This is a genomic window from Streptomyces sp. NPDC002055 (assembly GCF_040296705.1).
GTDB lineage: Bacteria > Actinomycetota > Actinomycetes > Streptomycetales > Streptomycetaceae > Streptomyces.
The window spans coordinates 1-17,003 of the sequence record NZ_JBEOXS010000081.1; the positions used below are offsets into that span (position 1 = coordinate 1).

Annotated in this window: 20 protein-coding genes and 1 pseudogene; 11 read left to right on the top strand and 10 right to left on the bottom strand. The window is 70.7% G+C overall.

The window, feature by feature from the left end; all coding sequences use genetic code 11:
• On the top strand, nt 1–196 hold a 196-nt coding region (locus tag ABT112_RS31570; RefSeq protein ID WP_351515218.1), incomplete at its 5' end, for a hypothetical protein.
• 267 nt (nt 197–463) lie between these two features.
• Here ABT112_RS31570 and ABT112_RS31575 read toward each other — a convergent pair.
• Nucleotides 464–1,036 carry a hypothetical protein gene (locus ABT112_RS31575; protein WP_351515219.1) on the bottom strand — a complete coding sequence of 191 codons (573 nt, stop codon included), beginning with the start codon at nt 1,034–1,036 and terminating at the stop codon, nt 464–466.
• Between the two features lie 465 nt (nt 1,037–1,501).
• On the opposite strand from ABT112_RS31575, the gene ABT112_RS31580 reads away from it, so the two are divergent.
• Nucleotides 1,502–1,741, top strand: a complete 240-nt coding sequence (locus ABT112_RS31580) for a hypothetical protein (protein ID WP_351515220.1) — start codon at nt 1,502–1,504, stop codon at nt 1,739–1,741.
• Nucleotides 1,742–1,833: 92 nt separating this feature from the next.
• On the opposite strand, the gene ABT112_RS31585 is transcribed toward ABT112_RS31580, so the two are convergent.
• From ABT112_RS31585 to ABT112_RS31600, 4 genes are all read right to left on the bottom strand, one after another.
• Entirely contained in the window at nt 1,834–3,429 is a 1,596-nt protein-coding gene (locus ABT112_RS31585; protein ID WP_351515247.1) for an IS1182 family transposase, read from the bottom strand.
• A 569-nt stretch (nt 3,430–3,998) separates the two neighbouring features.
• Nucleotides 3,999–4,688, bottom strand: coding sequence for a class I SAM-dependent methyltransferase (locus tag ABT112_RS31590; RefSeq protein WP_351515248.1), 690 nt, complete (start codon nt 4,686–4,688; stop codon nt 3,999–4,001).
• 441 nt (nt 4,689–5,129) lie between these two features.
• Nucleotides 5,130–5,957, bottom strand: coding sequence for a hypothetical protein (locus ABT112_RS31595; RefSeq protein WP_351515221.1), 828 nt, complete (start codon nt 5,955–5,957; stop codon nt 5,130–5,132).
• 167 nt (nt 5,958–6,124) lie between these two features.
• Nucleotides 6,125–6,337, bottom strand: a complete 213-nt coding sequence (locus ABT112_RS31600) for a hypothetical protein (protein WP_351515222.1) — start codon at nt 6,335–6,337, stop codon at nt 6,125–6,127.
• Between the two features lie 120 nt (nt 6,338–6,457).
• Here ABT112_RS31600 and ABT112_RS31605 point away from each other — a divergent pair, with 120 nt between their 5' ends.
• From ABT112_RS31605 to ABT112_RS31630, 6 genes are all read left to right on the top strand, one after another.
• A complete protein-coding gene (locus ABT112_RS31605) occupies nt 6,458–6,607 on the top strand; it encodes a hypothetical protein (RefSeq protein WP_351515223.1) in 150 nt (49 codons plus the stop codon).
• A gap of 144 nt (nt 6,608–6,751) precedes the next feature.
• A complete protein-coding gene (locus tag ABT112_RS31610; protein WP_351515224.1) occupies nt 6,752–7,006 on the top strand; it encodes a hypothetical protein in 255 nt (84 codons plus the stop codon).
• Nucleotides 7,003–7,377: a PIN domain-containing protein gene (locus tag ABT112_RS31615; RefSeq protein ID WP_351515225.1), complete on the top strand. Its 375-nt coding sequence runs from the start codon at nt 7,003–7,005 to the stop codon at nt 7,375–7,377. The genes ABT112_RS31610 and ABT112_RS31615 overlap by 4 nt, the downstream gene beginning before the upstream one ends.
• A 139-nt stretch (nt 7,378–7,516) precedes the next feature.
• Nucleotides 7,517–7,771: a hypothetical protein gene (locus tag ABT112_RS31620; protein ID WP_351515226.1), complete on the top strand. Its 255-nt coding sequence runs from the start codon at nt 7,517–7,519 to the stop codon at nt 7,769–7,771.
• A 53-nt stretch (nt 7,772–7,824) separates the two neighbouring features.
• Nucleotides 7,825–8,100, top strand: a complete 276-nt coding sequence (locus ABT112_RS31625; protein ID WP_351515227.1) for a hypothetical protein — start codon at nt 7,825–7,827, stop codon at nt 8,098–8,100.
• Nucleotides 8,101–8,150: 50 nt separating this feature from the next.
• The gene (locus ABT112_RS31630; protein WP_351515249.1) at nt 8,151–8,342 is read left to right on the top strand and encodes a hypothetical protein; all 192 of its coding nucleotides are present in this window, start codon (nt 8,151–8,153) and stop codon (nt 8,340–8,342) included.
• Nucleotides 8,343–8,588: 246 nt separating this feature from the next.
• Here ABT112_RS31630 and ABT112_RS31635 read toward each other — a convergent pair whose 3' ends face one another.
• Nucleotides 8,589–11,282: an ATP/GTP-binding protein gene (locus ABT112_RS31635; RefSeq protein ID WP_351515250.1), complete on the bottom strand. Its 2,694-nt coding sequence runs from the start codon at nt 11,280–11,282 to the stop codon at nt 8,589–8,591.
• Between the two features lie 194 nt (nt 11,283–11,476).
• Here ABT112_RS31635 and ABT112_RS31640 point away from each other — a divergent pair, with 194 nt between their 5' ends.
• Nucleotides 11,477–11,752: a hypothetical protein gene (locus ABT112_RS31640; protein ID WP_351515228.1), complete on the top strand. Its 276-nt coding sequence runs from the start codon at nt 11,477–11,479 to the stop codon at nt 11,750–11,752.
• On the opposite strand, the gene ABT112_RS31645 is transcribed toward ABT112_RS31640, so the two are convergent.
• On the bottom strand, nt 11,716–13,509 hold the full coding sequence (locus ABT112_RS31645) for a zeta toxin family protein (protein WP_351515229.1): 1,794 nt from the start codon (nt 13,507–13,509) through the stop codon (nt 11,716–11,718). The genes ABT112_RS31640 and ABT112_RS31645 overlap by 37 nt on opposite strands.
• Before the next feature lie 137 nt (nt 13,510–13,646).
• Here ABT112_RS31645 and ABT112_RS31650 point away from each other — a divergent pair.
• Nucleotides 13,647–13,992, top strand: a pseudogene (locus tag ABT112_RS31650) (helix-turn-helix transcriptional regulator); the annotation flags it as partial.
• Nucleotides 13,993–14,026: 34 nt separating this feature from the next.
• Here ABT112_RS31650 and ABT112_RS31655 read toward each other — a convergent pair.
• Entirely contained in the window at nt 14,027–14,233 is a 207-nt protein-coding gene (locus ABT112_RS31655; RefSeq protein ID WP_351515230.1) for a type II toxin-antitoxin system RelE family toxin, read from the bottom strand.
• Between the two features lie 350 nt (nt 14,234–14,583).
• Here ABT112_RS31655 and ABT112_RS31660 point away from each other — a divergent pair, with 350 nt between their 5' ends.
• Nucleotides 14,584–14,709, top strand: coding sequence for a hypothetical protein (locus tag ABT112_RS31660; RefSeq protein WP_351515231.1), 126 nt, complete (start codon nt 14,584–14,586; stop codon nt 14,707–14,709).
• Between the two features lie 434 nt (nt 14,710–15,143).
• Here the strand turns inward: ABT112_RS31660 and ABT112_RS31665 are convergent, their stop codons facing one another.
• Nucleotides 15,144–15,881 carry a hypothetical protein gene (locus ABT112_RS31665; RefSeq protein WP_351515232.1) on the bottom strand — a complete coding sequence of 246 codons (738 nt, stop codon included), beginning with the start codon at nt 15,879–15,881 and terminating at the stop codon, nt 15,144–15,146.
• Nucleotides 15,882–15,883: 2 nt separating this feature from the next.
• Nucleotides 15,884–16,939 (bottom strand): hypothetical protein, encoded by a 1,056-nt coding sequence (locus ABT112_RS31670; RefSeq protein ID WP_351515233.1) that lies wholly within the window; start codon nt 16,937–16,939, stop codon nt 15,884–15,886.
• Nucleotides 16,940–17,003: the final 64 nt, after the last annotated feature.

Genomic DNA, 17,003 nt, shown 5'->3' on the forward strand with positions numbered 1-17,003 from the left:
GGCTCGCCCGAACCTGGTGGCCGCCGAGAAGCCGGTCAATCGCCCCCACCGGACGGACCGCGGTATCCCGTGCGCGCTGTGCGACGTGTACGACGCGCACCACATGCGCCGGGACAAGCGCGGCTGGCCCGCGGTCATCTGCGACGACTGTGCAGAGCGCACCGACACGAGCACGCTGATGTGGCCGGACGCCTGAGGCACTTTCCTCCCCGCCGCGTCGTACCGGCCGCGCCGGGCCGGCCCAGAAAGGGGGCCCCGCTCCCCGCCTTCCGGCCCGTCGTCCGCCGTTGAGCTCGGTGTCGCCGGACCCGGCCCGCTCCACCGCCCGGCCCTGCTGCTCGCCGATGCGCGCCGCCCGTTTCACCCGGCCGGGACGTCGGTTTCTGCCGCCCCGGCTGATCCGGGGCGGCGCCCGCCCCGCATCGCGCTCTGTGCCGGAGCGGACAGGGACCGGGGCCGGGGCCTACGTTGCCGCGTCCCGCTGCGCCCTCTTGTCCCGGAGCCACTTGCGCTGGCTGACTCCCGGCGGGCGCTCGCTCTCCCATCGGACCTCGTCCGCGGCCTGCTTGGCCTGGGCGCCCGCGTGCTCGGTCGCCAGGCGGGCGTGCGCGAGGGCCTTCGCCACGGTCGCGAGGACGGCGCTGGCGAACCGCGGATCGTGCTGGTCTGCGGCCGCCACGGCGAACGCGGGCGGGAACGCCATCTCCGACTGGGGATTGGTCATCTCCCACTCGACGTGCCCGATGCTGTCGACCGCGACGGTCTGGGGGACGAGGAGGGTGGCGTGGGCGCGGACCTCCCGGTACAGGACGGTGCTGTCCGGGTGGTCGCGGTCGAGGTGGTCTTCGTGGCCGACGGTCACCCGCACCTCGTAGCCGGCCCAGGCGAAGCGGGCGGTGCGCTGCGGGGTGAGCCGCACGTCGGCGAGGGACGCGCCGAACTTCGACGGGTCGGTCTGCCGCAGGCCGGGGCATGCCGCGGCGAGCGCGGCCAGGGTCTTGTCGAGGGGGCTGGGCGGGTCGGTCTGTTCGGGCACGGCGGGGCCTTCCTGGCTACGAGGGGATGGGGTACGCGTCCAGGCCGCACACGGTGGCCGGTGCGGTTCGCCTGGTGACGCCATCCCCACGCACGCGGGGCAGAAGGCCGGGGCTGCCCGGCTGCCATCAGGATGACAGGTGCGCTCCGCGAAGGAGGGCCTTTCCACGCGCCGCTGCCAGCGCCTTCCCCCGGGCCGGTCAAGGGCGGCTGCGGTCGGAGAACTCCGTGGTGATCCGGGCCAGTTGCGGGTCCACCGCGTAGATGGGGGTCCGGCCGGGGCGCGGGGGAAGGCCAGCTCGCCGCGCACCAGCGGCATCATCAGCGGGCGCGGCACCGGCCCCTCGACCAGCGAGGCTGACGGCGGGCGGCAGCGGCACCTCGGAGCCAGGACGAGGCGGGGTGCAGGCGCGCTATCGTGGAGTCCTCCTATCTGCGGTTTTTGTGATCTGGCAGGAGTACCCGCGTGCCCGAGAACCCCATCGCTCAGAGCGAGCTCGCTGCCCTGAACCGGCGTTTCGAAGAGGTCGCTGAGAAGCACGACCGGGAGTTCGGGATCATCAAGTCCGACCTCACCGCGGTACGTCTCCAGATCGGGAACCTGGACCAGAAGGTCGAGGCCATCGACAAGAAGATCGACCGGAACCAGGCCCAGATCATCGAGCTGCTCAGCCAGTTCGTGGGGCAGCGCCCCGACGCCGGCTGATTTCTCCGGGCCCGGTGCCCGGCCCGTACATGGCGACGGCCCCGACCAGACACCTCTGGACGCTGACTCTGTCGGGGATCTTGGTGGTCTGCTCAGTCTCTGGCGGACCGCCAAGTCCTCGGCCGGGGGATCTGGTTTCGGTCCAGGTAGTTCTGGAAGGCGGTGGGCGGCCGTTCTCCGGGCGCTGGCAGCCGGCTGAGGCGTTCGATGTTTGCGGCGATGGCGGTGAACACGTGCTGTAAGTGCGCTTTGCGCTGTCCCCGGTAGCGGCAGCGGCGCATGCCGTGTCCGTGGGCGAGTTCGTTGACGGTGCCCTCCACTCCGGAGCGGACCGCGTAGCGGGCCTGCCATTCGGGTGTCTGCTGCTCGGCGCGGACACGGAGTTGCAGGTCACGGAGTTCTCGCGGGGGAAAGCCCACGCTCCGGGCTCTGTCGGCGGTGGTCGTGCAGCGGGTGCGGACCGGGCAGGGACGGCACTGGCTCTTGGTGAACCGCGCGATGATCAGAGGTGCCGCGGCGGGTGAGGAGGCTGGGTAGGGGCCGTGCCATCCCGCGCTGGTCTCGCCCTGCGGGCAGGTGACCTGCCGGCGGTCGAAGTCGATGTGGAAGTCGTCGCGGCCGAAGCCGTTGTTCCTGCGGTTCTGGCGGGTGGTGTTGACCGGCAGTGGTCCGGTGACCGTGACCCGGTGTTCGCGGGCTGCCTGTTCCAGATGGACCAGGGAGGTGTAGCCGCCGTCGACCAGGTGCTCGGCGGGCAGCAGCCCGCGATGCTTGAGCCGGGTGTGGATGCCGGGCAGAGCCTTCGCGTCGTAGCCGGTGGCGTCGGTGGTGGCCACATCGGTGATCACGTTGACGCCGTCGGGATCGCAGGTCTCGGTGAGGTGCGCGACGAACCCTTTCCACCGGGTGTCGCCGCGGCGCGCGTAGCGGGCCGTCGGATCGTAGGGCGAGACGACCGCGACCGCCGAGGGCGGCAGCCCGCCGTCCTCGGCGGTGCGCCAGCGAAGGCGGCCCGCCCCGTCGCGGTAGTAGTTCTGCACCACGATCTGCCGCAGGGCCTGGATGCGGGGACCGGACAGGCGGTCCGCCCCGTGCTCTCCGACGTGTTCCAGCAGCCGGACGGCGTCGCCGCCGGTGGCGAGGATCCTGGTCTTGGGACGGGTGGGGTTCTTGCCCAGACGGACCGGGCGGCCGTAGCGGCGCCCCCACTCCTCGTCGACAAGGTCGGTCAGCAGGTGCGGAGCTGTGCCGGCCAGTTCTTCCAGCGCGGCGCGGACGGCCTCGGTGACCAGTTCCAGCCGGGTCAGGTCGCGCACCGCGGCCAGGACGTGGGTGGAGTCCGTGCGCTGAGTGGTGCGCTCGCGGACGAGACCGGCCTCTTTCAGGCGCGCGAGCGCGAGGTCGAGGAGACGGTCGGCCCGGTCGTCCTCGGTGAGGCGGTCGCGGAAGTCGGCCAGCACGCTGTGGTGGAAGCCGGGATCGTCCAGGTCCATGGCCAGCGCGTACTTGAAATCGATGCGGCAGCGAACCGCCTCGGCCGCCTGCCGGTCCGACAGACCGAGCAGGAACTGCAGCACGCAGACGGTGGCCAGCTGGGCAGGCGAGAGCCCCGGGCGGCCGTCGCGCGGGTACCAGTCGGCGAAGTCCTCGTCACGCCACAGCCCGCCCAGGCGGTCTCTCACCCACATCGCCGTCGTACCGCCCGGGTTGCTCGCCCGCGCCATCTGCACGGTCAGAGAAGGGACTTGCTCACCAGAACGGGCATGGAGCGACAACGGGCACCTCGACAACTGCATCGGTCCTTGAACAGAGCCGAGCATGCCCGTTGATCATGCTGCCCCGCCGGGGATCCCCAAGATCCCCGACAGAGTCAGCGTCCAGACACCTCTGGTCGGGGCCGCGGTGCGTCCAGGGTCCAGCTTCCGGCGAGCAGGTGTTCCTGCCGGGCCTGGACCAGACCGCGCCATGCGGAGCGGACCTCGTCTTCGCTCCTGGTCCAGCGGATCGTCGAGGGCTCCGGAAGGGGGAGGCCGGCCATGAAGTGGGCGATGTCGGTGAAGTAGGCGAAGTAGCCGGTGCCGGAGCTGGGGCCGGGGCCTTTGTGTGCGTCGTGCCGCCTCGATGAACAACGGAGCCGTTGCCGTGACTGAGCGCGCCCTCCACCGGCCTCAAAACCGCGTTGGCTCAGAGCTCGCCGCACCGAGCCACGATCTGTCACGGCTCGGCCCGGCTGACGCCGGGGCGTGCGCACCGGGGGCTATGGGGTGGCAGGACGTCCGCACACTTCGCGGCCTTGGACCGGAGCGGGGAGGGGGGTGGCTTCCACGCCGCCGATACGGTTGGCCCACCGCACGGTCAGTTCGCGAACGAGGAACATGTGCAGTCGTCGGCGCTGGCGGGTCTTCTGGAAGACGCCGACCGAATCGCCCCAGTAGGCATGCTGGGCATCGATGGCCGCGTAGTCGTGCCGAATCCCCTTCATCGGCGGGAAGTCGGTGTATGCCTCGCGAAGCTGGAGCCCGGAGTACGCGGCCATGGCCCGGAACCCGTCCGGGTAGTAGCGCCAGCAGTCCTGCGCGTCGTGCACATGGCCACGTGAGGGCGCCGTAATGAAGGCCATGCCCATGGGCCTGAGGACCCGCGCAATCTCCATCATCGTTGCCCAGAAGAACGGGATGTGCTCGAACGCCTGCCCCGAGAGGACGAAATCGGCGCTGTTGGACTTCACCGGAATGCGGTAGGGCTTCGCCATGACGGCATCCACGTTCGGCCCGTCGAGGACATCGACGCCCACATAGTGGATGTCGTGCCGGCTGAGCAGGTCTCTGTGCGTGACACTCTGGTTCTTGGAAACCCGCGCCCCCAGATCCACGACCCGGTGCCGCCGGTTCGTCGGCATGTACTCCTTCACGCAGAGTGCCATGTGCTCGAAAGCAGACTTGTGCATCAGCGCTCCTCCTGACCCGCTCAGCCACAGCTGAATCGACACGGCCCGAACATTCCTGGCGACAGCCGAGGTCACGTCCCTGGTTCGGCCGACGGCGCCCCTCAGCGCTGCCCCGATGTCGAACCGACCTGAGGCACGGCGCTTGACGGCCCCTCTCGGATTCCTGAAAGGGCCTCATCAGCGAGGCAGGGAACACGGTAATAGAAGCTGCCACACGGGCCGGTGAAGTGACGGTGCGATTCTTCAGCGGTGTCCCAGGCGATTCCGGCCGACCGGGCGCAGGGCAATTCCGCAGCCTGCCGAACGCCGGGGAAGATCCCTTCTGCTCTGCGTGCCCTTGCCCCGACGCGGCTCGTTCCGCCCATCCGAGCGATTTCCGGCGCGGGCGGCAGCGTCTGCACGAGCAAGTGGGGCGTACAGGGCCGCCTGTCGAACAGCTCGTCAGGACGCAGGTGATCCGTCGTGAATGCCCGCAGACTCGGCGCTGGTGATGAGGACCGCGACAGTGACCGGGCCGGGTGCGTCTCCGGCGGCAGCCTCGGCCAGCGCTGCTCGAAGCGTGCGCGCGACATCAAGGGAACGGTGGCCCGCAGCGACTGCCACCTGGACGGTCACGTGCCAGCCGGTGGGCTCCCGGTATGCCACACCGACCGGGCGGGAAAGACCTCCCAGGGCGGGGGCGAGGCGGGCGACGCCGGGCACGTCCGCCGCAACTTCGGCCAGCTCGACAGCCGGGTCCCGCACGAGCACCGGTCCCGGTGACCGGTGCCCGGCCTCTGCGGCTCCGCCCTGCCACCCACCTGTCGGAGCCTCTTGGTCCCCGGCCATGAACCGCAGCTCTGCCCGCAACCGGGCGGCGGCCGCGGGCAGATCCTCCAGCAGACCTGTGACCTGCAAGTCGACTTCGACCGCAGGCAAGCCCAGGCGTACCTCGGCTGCGGTGAGCAGCGCGCTCCGCAAGCCCTCGGCGGCCTCGGCCAGGGGCCGGGTCATGGCCGCTGAGAAGTCGGCCTCGATCCGCAGTGGCCCTGGTGGCAGGGCGCTGGCCGGCGGAGGCACAGCAGGTTCGCCCAGGGGCTCGGTGCGGGCCGGCCCGATCCGCATGGTCTCCACGCTGACGCCGTCCACGTCCAGGACCGCGCGACTGAGCGCCCGTACGGCGGCCTGTTCGGTGATCCAGGCGCCGTCCTCGGGCCCGCCGAGCGGAAGCAACCGGCCAAGACCGAGCTGCTGCCGCACAGCCTGCGTCCATGTATCAGCGGCCACCATCCGACACTAACCCCGGCCCCTCTCCCGGGCGAGCAGGCGAGGCGGGGAAGGGGTGCGACCAGTGGCAGGCGGCCGTGTGGCCCTGCGGCGTCGATCTCCTACAGGGCCCTTCGTCGAACCCGCCACACAGGGCGGGTTCTATAAGGGGGTCAAGGAGGAGCCCGGTATCATTCGCTTTCCGATTGCCGGAGTTCGGTGACCATTTCGTCGGCGTGCACATAGCTGGGCGCGCTGTCGACGCCACCGAGACCGGTCGCGCCGCCCTTCTCTTGCCATTCCTCGAGCAGACGCCCTCGCCGATCTGTCGGCAGGGCCTCAACCCAGGCCCTGTTCTCCGGCGAAAGCTGCTCCAAGAGCTTCTCAAGTGCATCGTCGCCCACGGTTAAGCCTCATTAATCTCAAATCGACCGAAATGGGGTTCCAGGCTACAGGGGTGCGTACGGCCTGAGACGGAGCACACCGCGGTCCGCGCCTACGCACGCCGGGAGTTCCGAGCAACGGTGGCCCAGCACCGGTGCCGCACTCACCTCGGGGTGCGGCCCGCCGCCACCGCCGCGACGCGGCCCATCCGCCTCCTGCGCGGCACCTGTCACGGCATCGGCACCGGCCTGGTCGGCGTCACCCTCTGGCGGATCCAACAGCACTCGTAGCAGCGGAGCGGAGCCGGGCGCCGCCCGGAAGCAGCGGCGGCGCTCTGGCTCTACGGGGCACCACGGCCGGGGGCCGGGATGGGGCCATTCCAAAATTTTGGAATGGAAGGGCGGCGAGGTTCTACCGGCGGTAGAATCGGTGGTATGAGCAAGCCGACGAGTATCAAGACCAGCGAGAAGGTGCGCGACAGGCTGCGCATTCTTGCCAAGGAGCGCGGTACCACGATCACGGATCTGCTGGAGGATTTTGCTTCTCGCGAGCTCACGGCGGCTGAGCGGGAGCAGCGTGCGCTGGAGGCGGCCCGGGAGCTCGGTGTCGAGTACACCGAGCAGGTCGAGCAGGCCGGCCAGGACGCGTGGGCGAAGATCCGCGCTCATCAGGGCGGCGCTGCCGCATGAATCTGACGGCTGTCCTGGATCACACCGCGCTGGCGGCCCTTTTCCGAGCGGATCCTTTCTTCACCGGCCTCTACATCGAGGCCTCGCGCGGCACCGGGCGGGTCATCCTCCCCTCGCTGTCGGTCCTGGCTGCCGAGCGGCTGATCACGGGCGCGGGCATGCACGCGGCGTCCCTGCAGTTCGCGGAGAATGTTCCGTTCACCGCGGCCCATGCGGTGGATGCGATGGACTGGAGGAACGTGGACTGGCCGGTGGTTCACCCGGCGGCGATCGCCTGGCACGCGGTGAAGGCGGGAGAGCCGCTCACGGTCCTGTCGCTGGAGCCGGAGCTGTACGTGGGCACCGGCATCACTCCACTGAACCCCACCTGACCCAGACCCGCGCGGAGGCCGTAACCGGCTCGCCCCTTCGCGTGGATTTCGCCGAAGCGTGCGACTGCCGGCCACTCGATGAGGTGGTTGCCAGCCGACCGCCCCCATACCGGCCGGCCGCGCCGCGAGTGTCGTGGGCGTGGCCGACACATCATCGAGCGACCCGAGCGCGGCCGGCACCGGCCGGGTGCGGTTCTCCCTTGCCCGCTGGCTGCTCGCCCCGCGCACGACCTGGCAGGCCCGCCGCCTGGCTGCCGACTTCGGGCCGGGCATGGACGCCCGCACCGCGTGGACGATGGCACGCCTGGCCCGCTACCCGGACGAGCGCGTCTACGCGATGGCCCACCTCGAGGGCGGCCGGCGCCCGCAGTCACCCGGGCCGGGTGCGCGGTGAGGGCCGCGCCGACTGTGCGGGCAGGCGTACCGTACGGGCACAAGGAGGCCATCATGGACGCCACCCTCAAGACCGTCATCGGCGGTGAGCTCGTGGAGCTGCCCGGCACCATCGCCGCGGTCCGCGCCACCATGGACGCGGACCGGGCCGCGGAGTTCGACCGCGACATCGAGCACGTCCCCGCCGCCGAGCTCCCGGCCGCCCTGGTGCGCTGGGCGCTGGCCGGCACCGGCGCCGACGACGAGGACGACGCCCTCTACGAGCGCCTGGCCCGCGGCGAGGACATCGGCGCCGTCGATCCCGGTACGCCTGGCTCGGAGGTGGCGTGAGCCGCTACCGCGTCCAGTACGCCCCGCCCGCCGACCAGGCCCGCCAGGCGATGCCCCGCGCGTTACGGACCGCCTTCGATACCGGGATGCAGCGCCTGGCCGCCGACCCATACGGGCACGCATCCACACCGGTCAAGGCCGACGCCGACCGGCGCGAGGCCACCGTCAGCGGGGTCGTCGTCCGCTACTACGTCAGCAACACCGTGCTGACCGTCACCGTCGTCCGCGTCGTCTACCTCTAGGCAGCGGCCGCGTCCCGCCGGGACGTTCTTTCACCCGCTGGCGAGTCCACCGCGTTCGGTGTTCAGTCCCGTCAACGCGGCCGTGGGCGCACCTGCCCGCCGACGGCCCGTGTTGATGTTGCCTCACACCCGCGTCCGCTTCGCTCGAGTTCACGGACCTCTCGCAGTTCGGTGCGCAGCTGGGCGATGACATCGTGGACGGCGTTGTTGAACGCGTCCCTGGACACGGCCCCCGCCTTCGATGGTTCAGCGCCGGGCGTGCAGGTACGTCTGTCGCGCGGTGACCAGGCCGCGCCAGCGGTCGCGGGTGTCCTGTTCGCTGTCGAGCCACCGGGCCTCGGAGGCCGCCTCCAGCGGCAGGCCGGCCATGTAGTGGGCGATGTCGACGTAGTAGGTGTAGTCGCCGGTCCGGGTGAGGTTGTGGAGCCTGGTGATGCTGGCCCGTGCCTTGGTCTGGTCGCCGTTGACGGCGTGGTGGAAGACGAGGGCGAGTTCGAGTGCTGTCTGTGCAGCGGTGATTCCGGCCGTGCTGATCTCGCTGCGTAGCACGCGAGCCTGTTCGAGGCTGCTGAGGGTGCCGGCATCGCGGGCGAGTGCGGCGATCTGCACGGTGAAGCCGGTGGCGCGGAGGTCGAGCCCGGTCAGCAGCTGTTCGGCGAGGTGGATTTCATCGGCCGCGATGTCCGGGTCGGTGAAGGCCAGGGCGTAGGCGCGCTGGGCCTGGCTGGTGGCACGTTCGCCGGCGATGCCGTGCTGCTCGGCCTGGTCGCGGGCCGCGGCGTAGGCGGCGGCCGCGCGGTTCATGTCGCCGTGGGGCCAGAGGATGTCGCCGGTGACGCGGTGCTGGCGGCCGGCCCAGCCGAGGGTTCCGGCTGTGGCGTACGCGGCGGGGAAGTCGCCGGCGAGGCGGGCAAGGTGCGCCAGGCCCCGCCGGGCCGCGGGCGCCAGGCGGCTTCCGCCGTCGGCGACGAGCTGCATCCCGCGGCGGGAGCCGGCGGAGTCCCCGAGGTCGCGCTGGGCCTTGGCGAGGTAGTAGACGGCCATCTCGTGCAGGTCGGCGGGCAGCAGTGCGGTGCGGGTGACGGCGGCGAGGCGGGAGGCGGTGACCGAGCGGTGCTCGTGCTGGCGGCGGGCGAGCGCGGCCAGGAGCTCGACGAGGGCCTCGGCCGCTGTCGCCGTGCCGCTGTCGGTGTCGGTGTCGGTGTCGTTCCGGGTGGGCGGGGCGAGCGGCTCCCACACGGAGTCGCTGACGTAGGCCCAGGCGGCTTCGGCCAGCCAGCCCAGGTCGAGACGGAAGTCGCGTGCCAGAGCCAGGCCCTGGCGCAGGCAGCCGACCAGCAGGATCCGGTCCCGGCCGGTGCGCTCATTCCACTGCTCGCCGAGGGCGGCCAGCGCCCGCTGGGCTGCCTGTTCCCAGTCGCGCGCCGACCAGCGGTCGTCGGCCTGGTCGGCGGCGCCGCGGACTGTGGAGCGGATCAGCCCGTGCAGGTGGTACGGCCACAGCCCGAAGGGGTTCTCGCGGACGAAAGGCCGCTCGATCAGGCGCAGGGCCGGTGCCTGGTGCGGTAGTCCGGCGGCCGCGGTGGCCAGGTTCAGGTCGAAGGCGTCCAACAGGGCCACGGAGCGCAGGACGTGCCGCTCGTCGGCGGTGAGGTCGGACAGGGTGCGGGCGATCAGGGCGGGGAAGTCGTGGTCGAAGTCGGCCGGCTGCGGTGTGCGGCCGGTGCGGCGGATCTCCAGGAACCGCATCACCGACAGATCGAGGTAGAGCGGCAGGCCGTGGGAGCGGTCGATGATGACCTGGCGGACTTCCTGGCTGATCAGTGGTGTGCCGTCGCGGGTGAGCCGGCGGGCGAGGTGGTCCTCGCAGTCCTCGGGGGAGAAGTCGCCGACGAGGACCTGCCGCCCGCGGCCGAGCTGGGGCGGCCGGGCGGCGCGGGCGGCCGGGACGGCGGCGGGCAGGGCCAGACCCGGCCAGGCGCTCGGGCCGGTGTAGTCGAGCTGCCCCTGCAGGGCCGCGTCGGCCCACTGCAGGCGGGAGCGGCCGGTGACGACGAAGAAGCAGTTCGGCATCAGCCACACCATCCGCTGGAGCAGGCGCTCCATGTCCCGGTGGGTGCGGTCGCCGACGTCCTCGAAGGTGTCCAGCAGGACCACCGGGGTCACGGCCTTGTTCGCGGGGAGCTGGGCGAGCTCCCAGGCGAGCAGGTGCGGGTAGAAGGACAGGGCCTCGAGGTCCGCCTCGGCCTCCAGCAGGTCCGCCAGCCGCGCACATCCGGCGAGCGCCCGCACGGTCTGCCGCCGCTCCCGCAGCGCCCCCGTCAGCGAGCCGGTGATCTGGCCGATCGCGGAGCCGACGGTGCCGGGCAGCAGCAGGGCCTGGGCGACATCGGCGAGGGCGGACTGCACCTGCTGCGGCATGGCCTTGCCGAACCGGGCACCCAGACCGCCGCGCCGCAGATACTCCTCCATGCTCTCGCCGGGGTGCTGGGCCTCCCAGTACCGGCGCAGGGCGATGTCGAAGGCGGGCAGTGGGCGGCCCAGTTCGGCGAGCGCGGCGCGGATCGTCAGCACGACGTGCTCGAAGTCGGTGCCGGCGGAGCGGGCGAGGTCGATCCGTACAGGAAGGACCGACGGGCCGGCGGGCCAGGCGGGTTCACCCCACTGGGCCGGCCGGTGCTCGGCTCCGGCCAGCGCGGCCTCCACCTTGCGGGAGAGCGTCGTCTTGCCGATGCCGCCGACCCCGTGGAAGACCAGCACGTTCTCGCGCGGCGCCTCGAGATCCTCCACATCGAAGGCCGGCCCGGAGGTACGCCGCAGATGCTCGGCGAGCGCAGCCGCGACCAGATCCCACTGCACCTGGCGGTTGGTGAACGCCTCAGCCGTCGTCAGGCCACGGTCGTTCGTGCTGAACAGCGCCCTGAGATCCCGCCCTGCCACGTCCACCCCCGAAAGATGATCACCCGGGCCCAACCTATGCCTGCGTCAGGCCCCTTGGCGAAGCATCGCCGGGATGCTGCGGCAGGCACAGGGGTTCCACTCGTCGTTGTGGCGTGTCGCGGCCCTGTCCCACCGGATTCAGCCAGGGAGACAATGGCCGTTTCGAATCAAGATCAACACGAAGGTGGTGGGCCGTGTCCGACACCCCCAGCAGTGACTTCTCCGGCCTGGAAGGCGGCGAGGAGCAGGCGGCCGAGGAGGCCATCCAGGAGGTGGTGAACTGGTACAACATCCAGCTCCTCGAACAGCGCCGCGCGCCGGTGCCCGACGAGGAGCGGATCGAGGAGCTGAAGGCCGGCCGGGAGGCCGCCCTCGCAGACGGGGCCCAGCTGGCGACGGCGGATCCGGAGGAGGCCGACCGGATCGCCGCCGTCTACGCCGCGCGGCTGAAGGAGCTGAAGGAGTCGTAACCCGCGGCCCTGCTCGGTACGGGCAGGGGCCAGACGGGCGGGTGCGGCCGGCCGAGGCGAGCCGGCTGCACCCGCGCGGGCATCAACGGCCGGGCGAGCGTGGCGATCTCATCCAGTTCCTCCCGGTTCCGCGGGAGCGCCCGGCACAGCCCCTGGTGGAGACGGAGGAATGCCGCGGCCTCCTGCTCGGTGTACGGCCGGAGCCGTTCCGCTGCCAGTGCCCACGAAGCCCGCCCGCCGCCGGAGCCGTTCTCGTGGCGCAGCAGGGCCTGGCCGTCCCGGCGGATCACCGTGATGGCCGCGATCTGCGGGTGCTGCTCGGCGACGGCGACGATGTCGGCGAGCGCGTGGAAGCAGGTGTCGTGTCCGGAGCGGCTGGTGAACCGGCCGGTGCCGCCACGCTGCAGGGCGCGGGCGTAGCGCAGCGCGGTCGCGAGTCGGCTGTCGGCCTCCCGCACGGCCAGGACGACGAGCTCGACCGGGTAGCCGCCGGCCGCGAACGGCAGCGCGCTGGCGAGGAACTCCTCGACGCTGCCGGGGGCGGCCTCGACCAGGATGTCGCCGCGCCGGTCGCGGACGTACTGCTCGGCCCAGGCGAACCAGGCACGGTAGTCGGCTCGGATGGCAGCTCCGGCGCTGCGGGGGTCGTCGCGCAGCAGCTGGAAGTAGTCGGGGTGCTGGGCCTTGAGGTCGTCACCGACCAGCCGGGTCGTGCCAGGCCGCATCGCGCGGCGGACCATGCGGGCGGCCAGCAGCTTGCCCGCCCCCGGCTGCCCCAAGACGTAGACAGCGCGCGGATCGTCCCGAGTGACGATGCCGCTCAGGTACGACGGCGCGATCAGCTCCTCGAAGACCCACCGATGCTCGGAGGTGGAGAGCCGGTGGTAGTCCACGCCCGGAGCCCGCCGGCGCGGCTGGGCGATGCGCCTCACCGGCTCGGCCAGAGCAGCTGCGCGCTCGATATCCCGCTGGACGGCCAAGCGGCGGTCCTCACAGCCGAGATCGCGGTGCAGCCGCTGATCGGTCCGCGCCAGATCACGGCGGAAGACAGCTGTCTCCCGCGCGGTCCAGGGCCGGGAGCGCTCGTACGTCACCGCCTTGTCCGCCGCCGGCCGACGACGCCAGCAACCGTCGATGAGTTCGTTGTCGTACAGCACCGTGCCGTCCCGGCGTACCACGGTGATGCGGTCGGCCAGCTGCTCGGCCTCGACCGCGGCCAGCGTCACGAGCATCGCCTTCGCGCACGTGTCGTGGTTCTCCCACGACACGTACCGGCCGCCACCGACCATCGCCTCGGACAGGAAACGGTCCAGGATTCCGAGCTGGCTCAGCGCCTCCGGAGTCGCGAGCGCCACCACCTCGATCCGGTGGCCGCTCTGCCGGTACGCGGCCGCGGAGGTCCGGAACCCCTGGATGTCGGCGAGGGCGGACTCGACCACCGCGTCGAACCCGTACTCCCGGACGTGATCCTCGACCGCAGCCTGCCATCGGCGGGTGTCCGGACGAACCTTCACCCCCGCGGTGCGGACATCGCCGGCCAGGTACTCGCCGTACCGGCGGTGCGCGGCCTTGTAGAGGTCGCTGCAGACCCTCACCGCGCCACCACGACCATCCAGCGCTGCCTGAACCAGGTCCGCCACCGCGGTCTTCCCGGCACCGGGCTGCCCACCGACGATCACGACGACCGGCCGGTCCTGGCGTACCCCGCCCTTCAACGCCGTCGGCAGGATCACCCGGTGCAGAACCTCGTCTCGCAAGCGCCCTCCCCGGACGACCCGTTCCTGTTGCCGCCGGCTGGCAGACCATGGTCAACATAACATCCATGCGCAATCGACGTTAAAACCGAGAGCAATTCACACGCGTTTCATGTAGCCTGGGAGTGGAGGTGATCCGTGTGCCCAACGATGAAAAGGCACTGTTCAGCGCGGTTGACGCACTGCTCGAACAGGTCGCTCAGGACCCCCTGCCGCCACCTGCGGAACGCAAGCGCCTACGGGAGGCCGCCGGACTGAGCCAGGACCAGATCGCGAAGGCCCTTCAGGCACGCCGCGAGTCGGTCGGAAACTGGGAGGCCGGGCGGAGCGAGCCGCGGCCGCCGAAGCGCGCCGCCTACGCCCGGCTCCTGGAGGGCCTCGCCGAGCGCTTCCCCGCCCCGGCCCCCGACCCGTAAGCCACCGCCGATCCCGGACTTCGCGGCCCCGATCGCGGCCCCGACCGACTCTCCCCCTGCCGACGGTCCCTGATGATCTGGCGGCGCAAGGGGCAGCTGCGGGATCAGCGGAGGCGTCCGAGGCGGATCACGCTGATCCGGACCTGCTGGTCGCTGATCTCATACATCACGCGGTAGGCGCCGGCGTGGATGCGCAGCACGTCGGCGCTGCCGAACGCTGCCCCGGGGCCGGGGCCTTCCGGTGGGGTTGAGTAGGCGCCATCAGTGGGCGTGCCGACGGCAAATATGACGTACACACCCGTCTGAAGCATTCCCTGTCAAGATGGTATTCTCTGCTCCTTTTCCTCTATTTGCAGCCACTCTTGATGGATTTCTCCTCTGAGAGGCTGCTCAGGTCGTGTGATGGCAGTTCCACTACAGGAAGAGGAAGCTCATGAAGCGCCAGTTCCTGGCTGTACCGCTCGCTTTAGCGGCGGTCATGACTGTGTTTGCCGGTCCTTCCGCGACAGCCGCCACGTCGGCCCCGTCCAAGGCCGATGGATGCAGTGGTGTCCACGTCTGGACCATCAGGGAGGGGCACGGAGAAATTCAGTGGTGTGACCGACACGTCTGGGGCTGGATTCGGGACGACAGGTCCGACGGTCGGTGCCCCTTTTTCAAGGTGTACACCTCCGAGAACAGGTACGAGGAGTCCCCGCGCGTTGGGCCGGCGGGCACCACGATCCACTTCGACTGGACCGCGGCCAACGAGCCGAAGGACGCCTTCCTGAAGTGGGCAAGTTGCTGATCTGACGTGCCGTGCGGAGGCGACGCCCTCGACGCCGCCGGGGCCGAGGGCCTGCTCACGGCCGGGGGCATCATGGTTCTGGAGCGCGGACAGTGTGGTCCGCCACAGGGTGGTCATCGCTCCGTACGCCCCTCATCCGGCTCGGCTGATGACTGGTCCCGGGCGAGGTGAAGCTCGCCGACGGGCAGTACGCGGGTGGGGAGCCCTTCTCCGTCTCACAGCTTGGGGCGGATCTGCCCCAAGCTGAACCAGGATGGGTGAGACAGGACGCCGAGATTGGGGCCGGTTCTGGGTGTTCGGCGGTGACCACCACCGAAGTGATCAGTGCGGGACGGGCCCCGGTGTTTGGGGTCCTCCCGGGCGGCCGGAGGGGCAGCGTCACCAGCTGCGGCCGGCAAGGGGGCGATCCGGGCCCCGCCCCGCGGCCCTCATCATCAGCGACGGTGCGGTGCGGGCGCGACGCTCCACCCGTTCCTTGTCCCACCCGAACGGGCGGGACAAGGAACGGAGCCACCGAAACGGCCAGGCACACGCACGGCGCCAGCAGCCCCGCACCGTGTGCCCACTGCTCGGTCGGGGTCGGCGAAGGAGACGGCGAGGGCGAGACGGACCTGCATCATGGCGCGCTCGCCGGCGGCACCGTGCTGCTCGGCTTCGGCACGGCCGGCTTCGAAGGCGGCGACGGCGGCCGCGGTGTCGGCGTGGGACCAGTGGATGTCGCCGAGGACATGGTGGTGGCGGCCCTTCCAGCCCAGGGTGGGGACGGCCGCCAGGGCGGTGGGGAAGTCGCCGGCGAGCCGGGCCAGGTTGGCCAGTGCCCGGCGGGCCTTGACGGCGAGGCGGCCATCGGCGTCGGCGACCTGCTGCATCCCGGTTCGGGCGGCGTCGTTCTGGCTGAGGTCCTTGTGGGCCTTGGCCCGGTAGTACAGGGCCATTTCGGTCAGCTCGGCGGGCAGCAGGCCGGTGTCCAGGACAGCGGTGAGACGGCCGGCGATCGCAGTGAGCAGCTCGGCCACGGCATCGGCCGGGGTGTCCGGGGCCTCGGTGCCGGCGGCCAGCGCGAGGGGTTCCCAGACGGAGTCGTCGGTGTAGACGAACGCGGCCTCGATGAGCCAGCCCAGGCCGGTCAGACGGTGATCGCGGGCCGGGCGCCGTCCGAGTCCGCGGACCAAGCTCAGACCGGAACAAAGCCCGGGTCGCAGCGGAACGATAGCGCGTTGTCGAACGCCGGCACGGACTCGCTGGCCGAGCCAGAGCGGCGGCGGAACCAGATGTCACTCTCGCCCTCGAGCTGGAAGTCGTAGCGAAGCGCGGTCCGCGCGATGATCGAGACACCACGCCGGCGGAGGTCGGCCATGTTCGCCGTGAACGTCAGGACCGGAACCCAGGCAAAGAACTCACTGCGACTCGCCTGGCCCACCGGAAAGACGTTATCGAGAAGGAAGACATCGTCGTACCGCGAGTCCCCAGCCAGCCGCTCGCCGGAGCTGAGGGTGTACGTCACCTCGAGGAATCGCCACAACTTCGACCGCTTGTCGTCCGCGTGAAAGATCGGGTGATACGGACCGGTCCAGCCCGAGACATAGCCGCCAAGTCGCAGCACGGGGCGGACCTCGAAGACCGTCCGGCTCGTCCTCGGCATTCGCTCGGGCGGGAGGATGAACGTCATTGCGAGGCCTGCCGTGCCCGTGGAGGGGGCGTCGCTGGCGTAGCCGATGTGTCCAAAGATCCGACAGGGTTCGTGGTCGATGTCGTAGATGAGGGCATCGCCCGGTGCCTGTGCGAACCCGCTAGTCGTGGCCTTCCACAGCTCACCAACGTGCGGTGGCTGCTGCAGAGATGGTTCGACCGGGTGGGGGAAAGGAATGAGACCACCGCGCCGCGTTACAACGTCGACTGGCGGATGGTTGGGGTACCCGACACCGTCAGTTTCCAACGGCCTGACGTCATGCGCGGGCCACGCGGTGCCCTTGAGCTTTTCGAGCTCAGGCCTGATCTGCTCCATCTGAGCGCGACCACGTTCCTCGAGATCCGGGATCGCGGACCCCAGCGCCTCGCGGGTCTCCTTGGTGAGCGACTTGCGCAACTCTGCGAGCGCGTCGTAGCCATCCGGCACACTGTCATCTGCGAAGGAGGAGGCGTTGAGGACTTCGATCGTCGCTCTTTCCGCCTCAGTGAGCTGTACCCGATCGTTGTGCACGGTTTTGACGGTCTGCCTCGCGGAGCTCATTGATGCCCCTTCCGGATCTGGCGACTCAGGTCACAAAGCACTCAGGCGTTACTTTATGTGGACA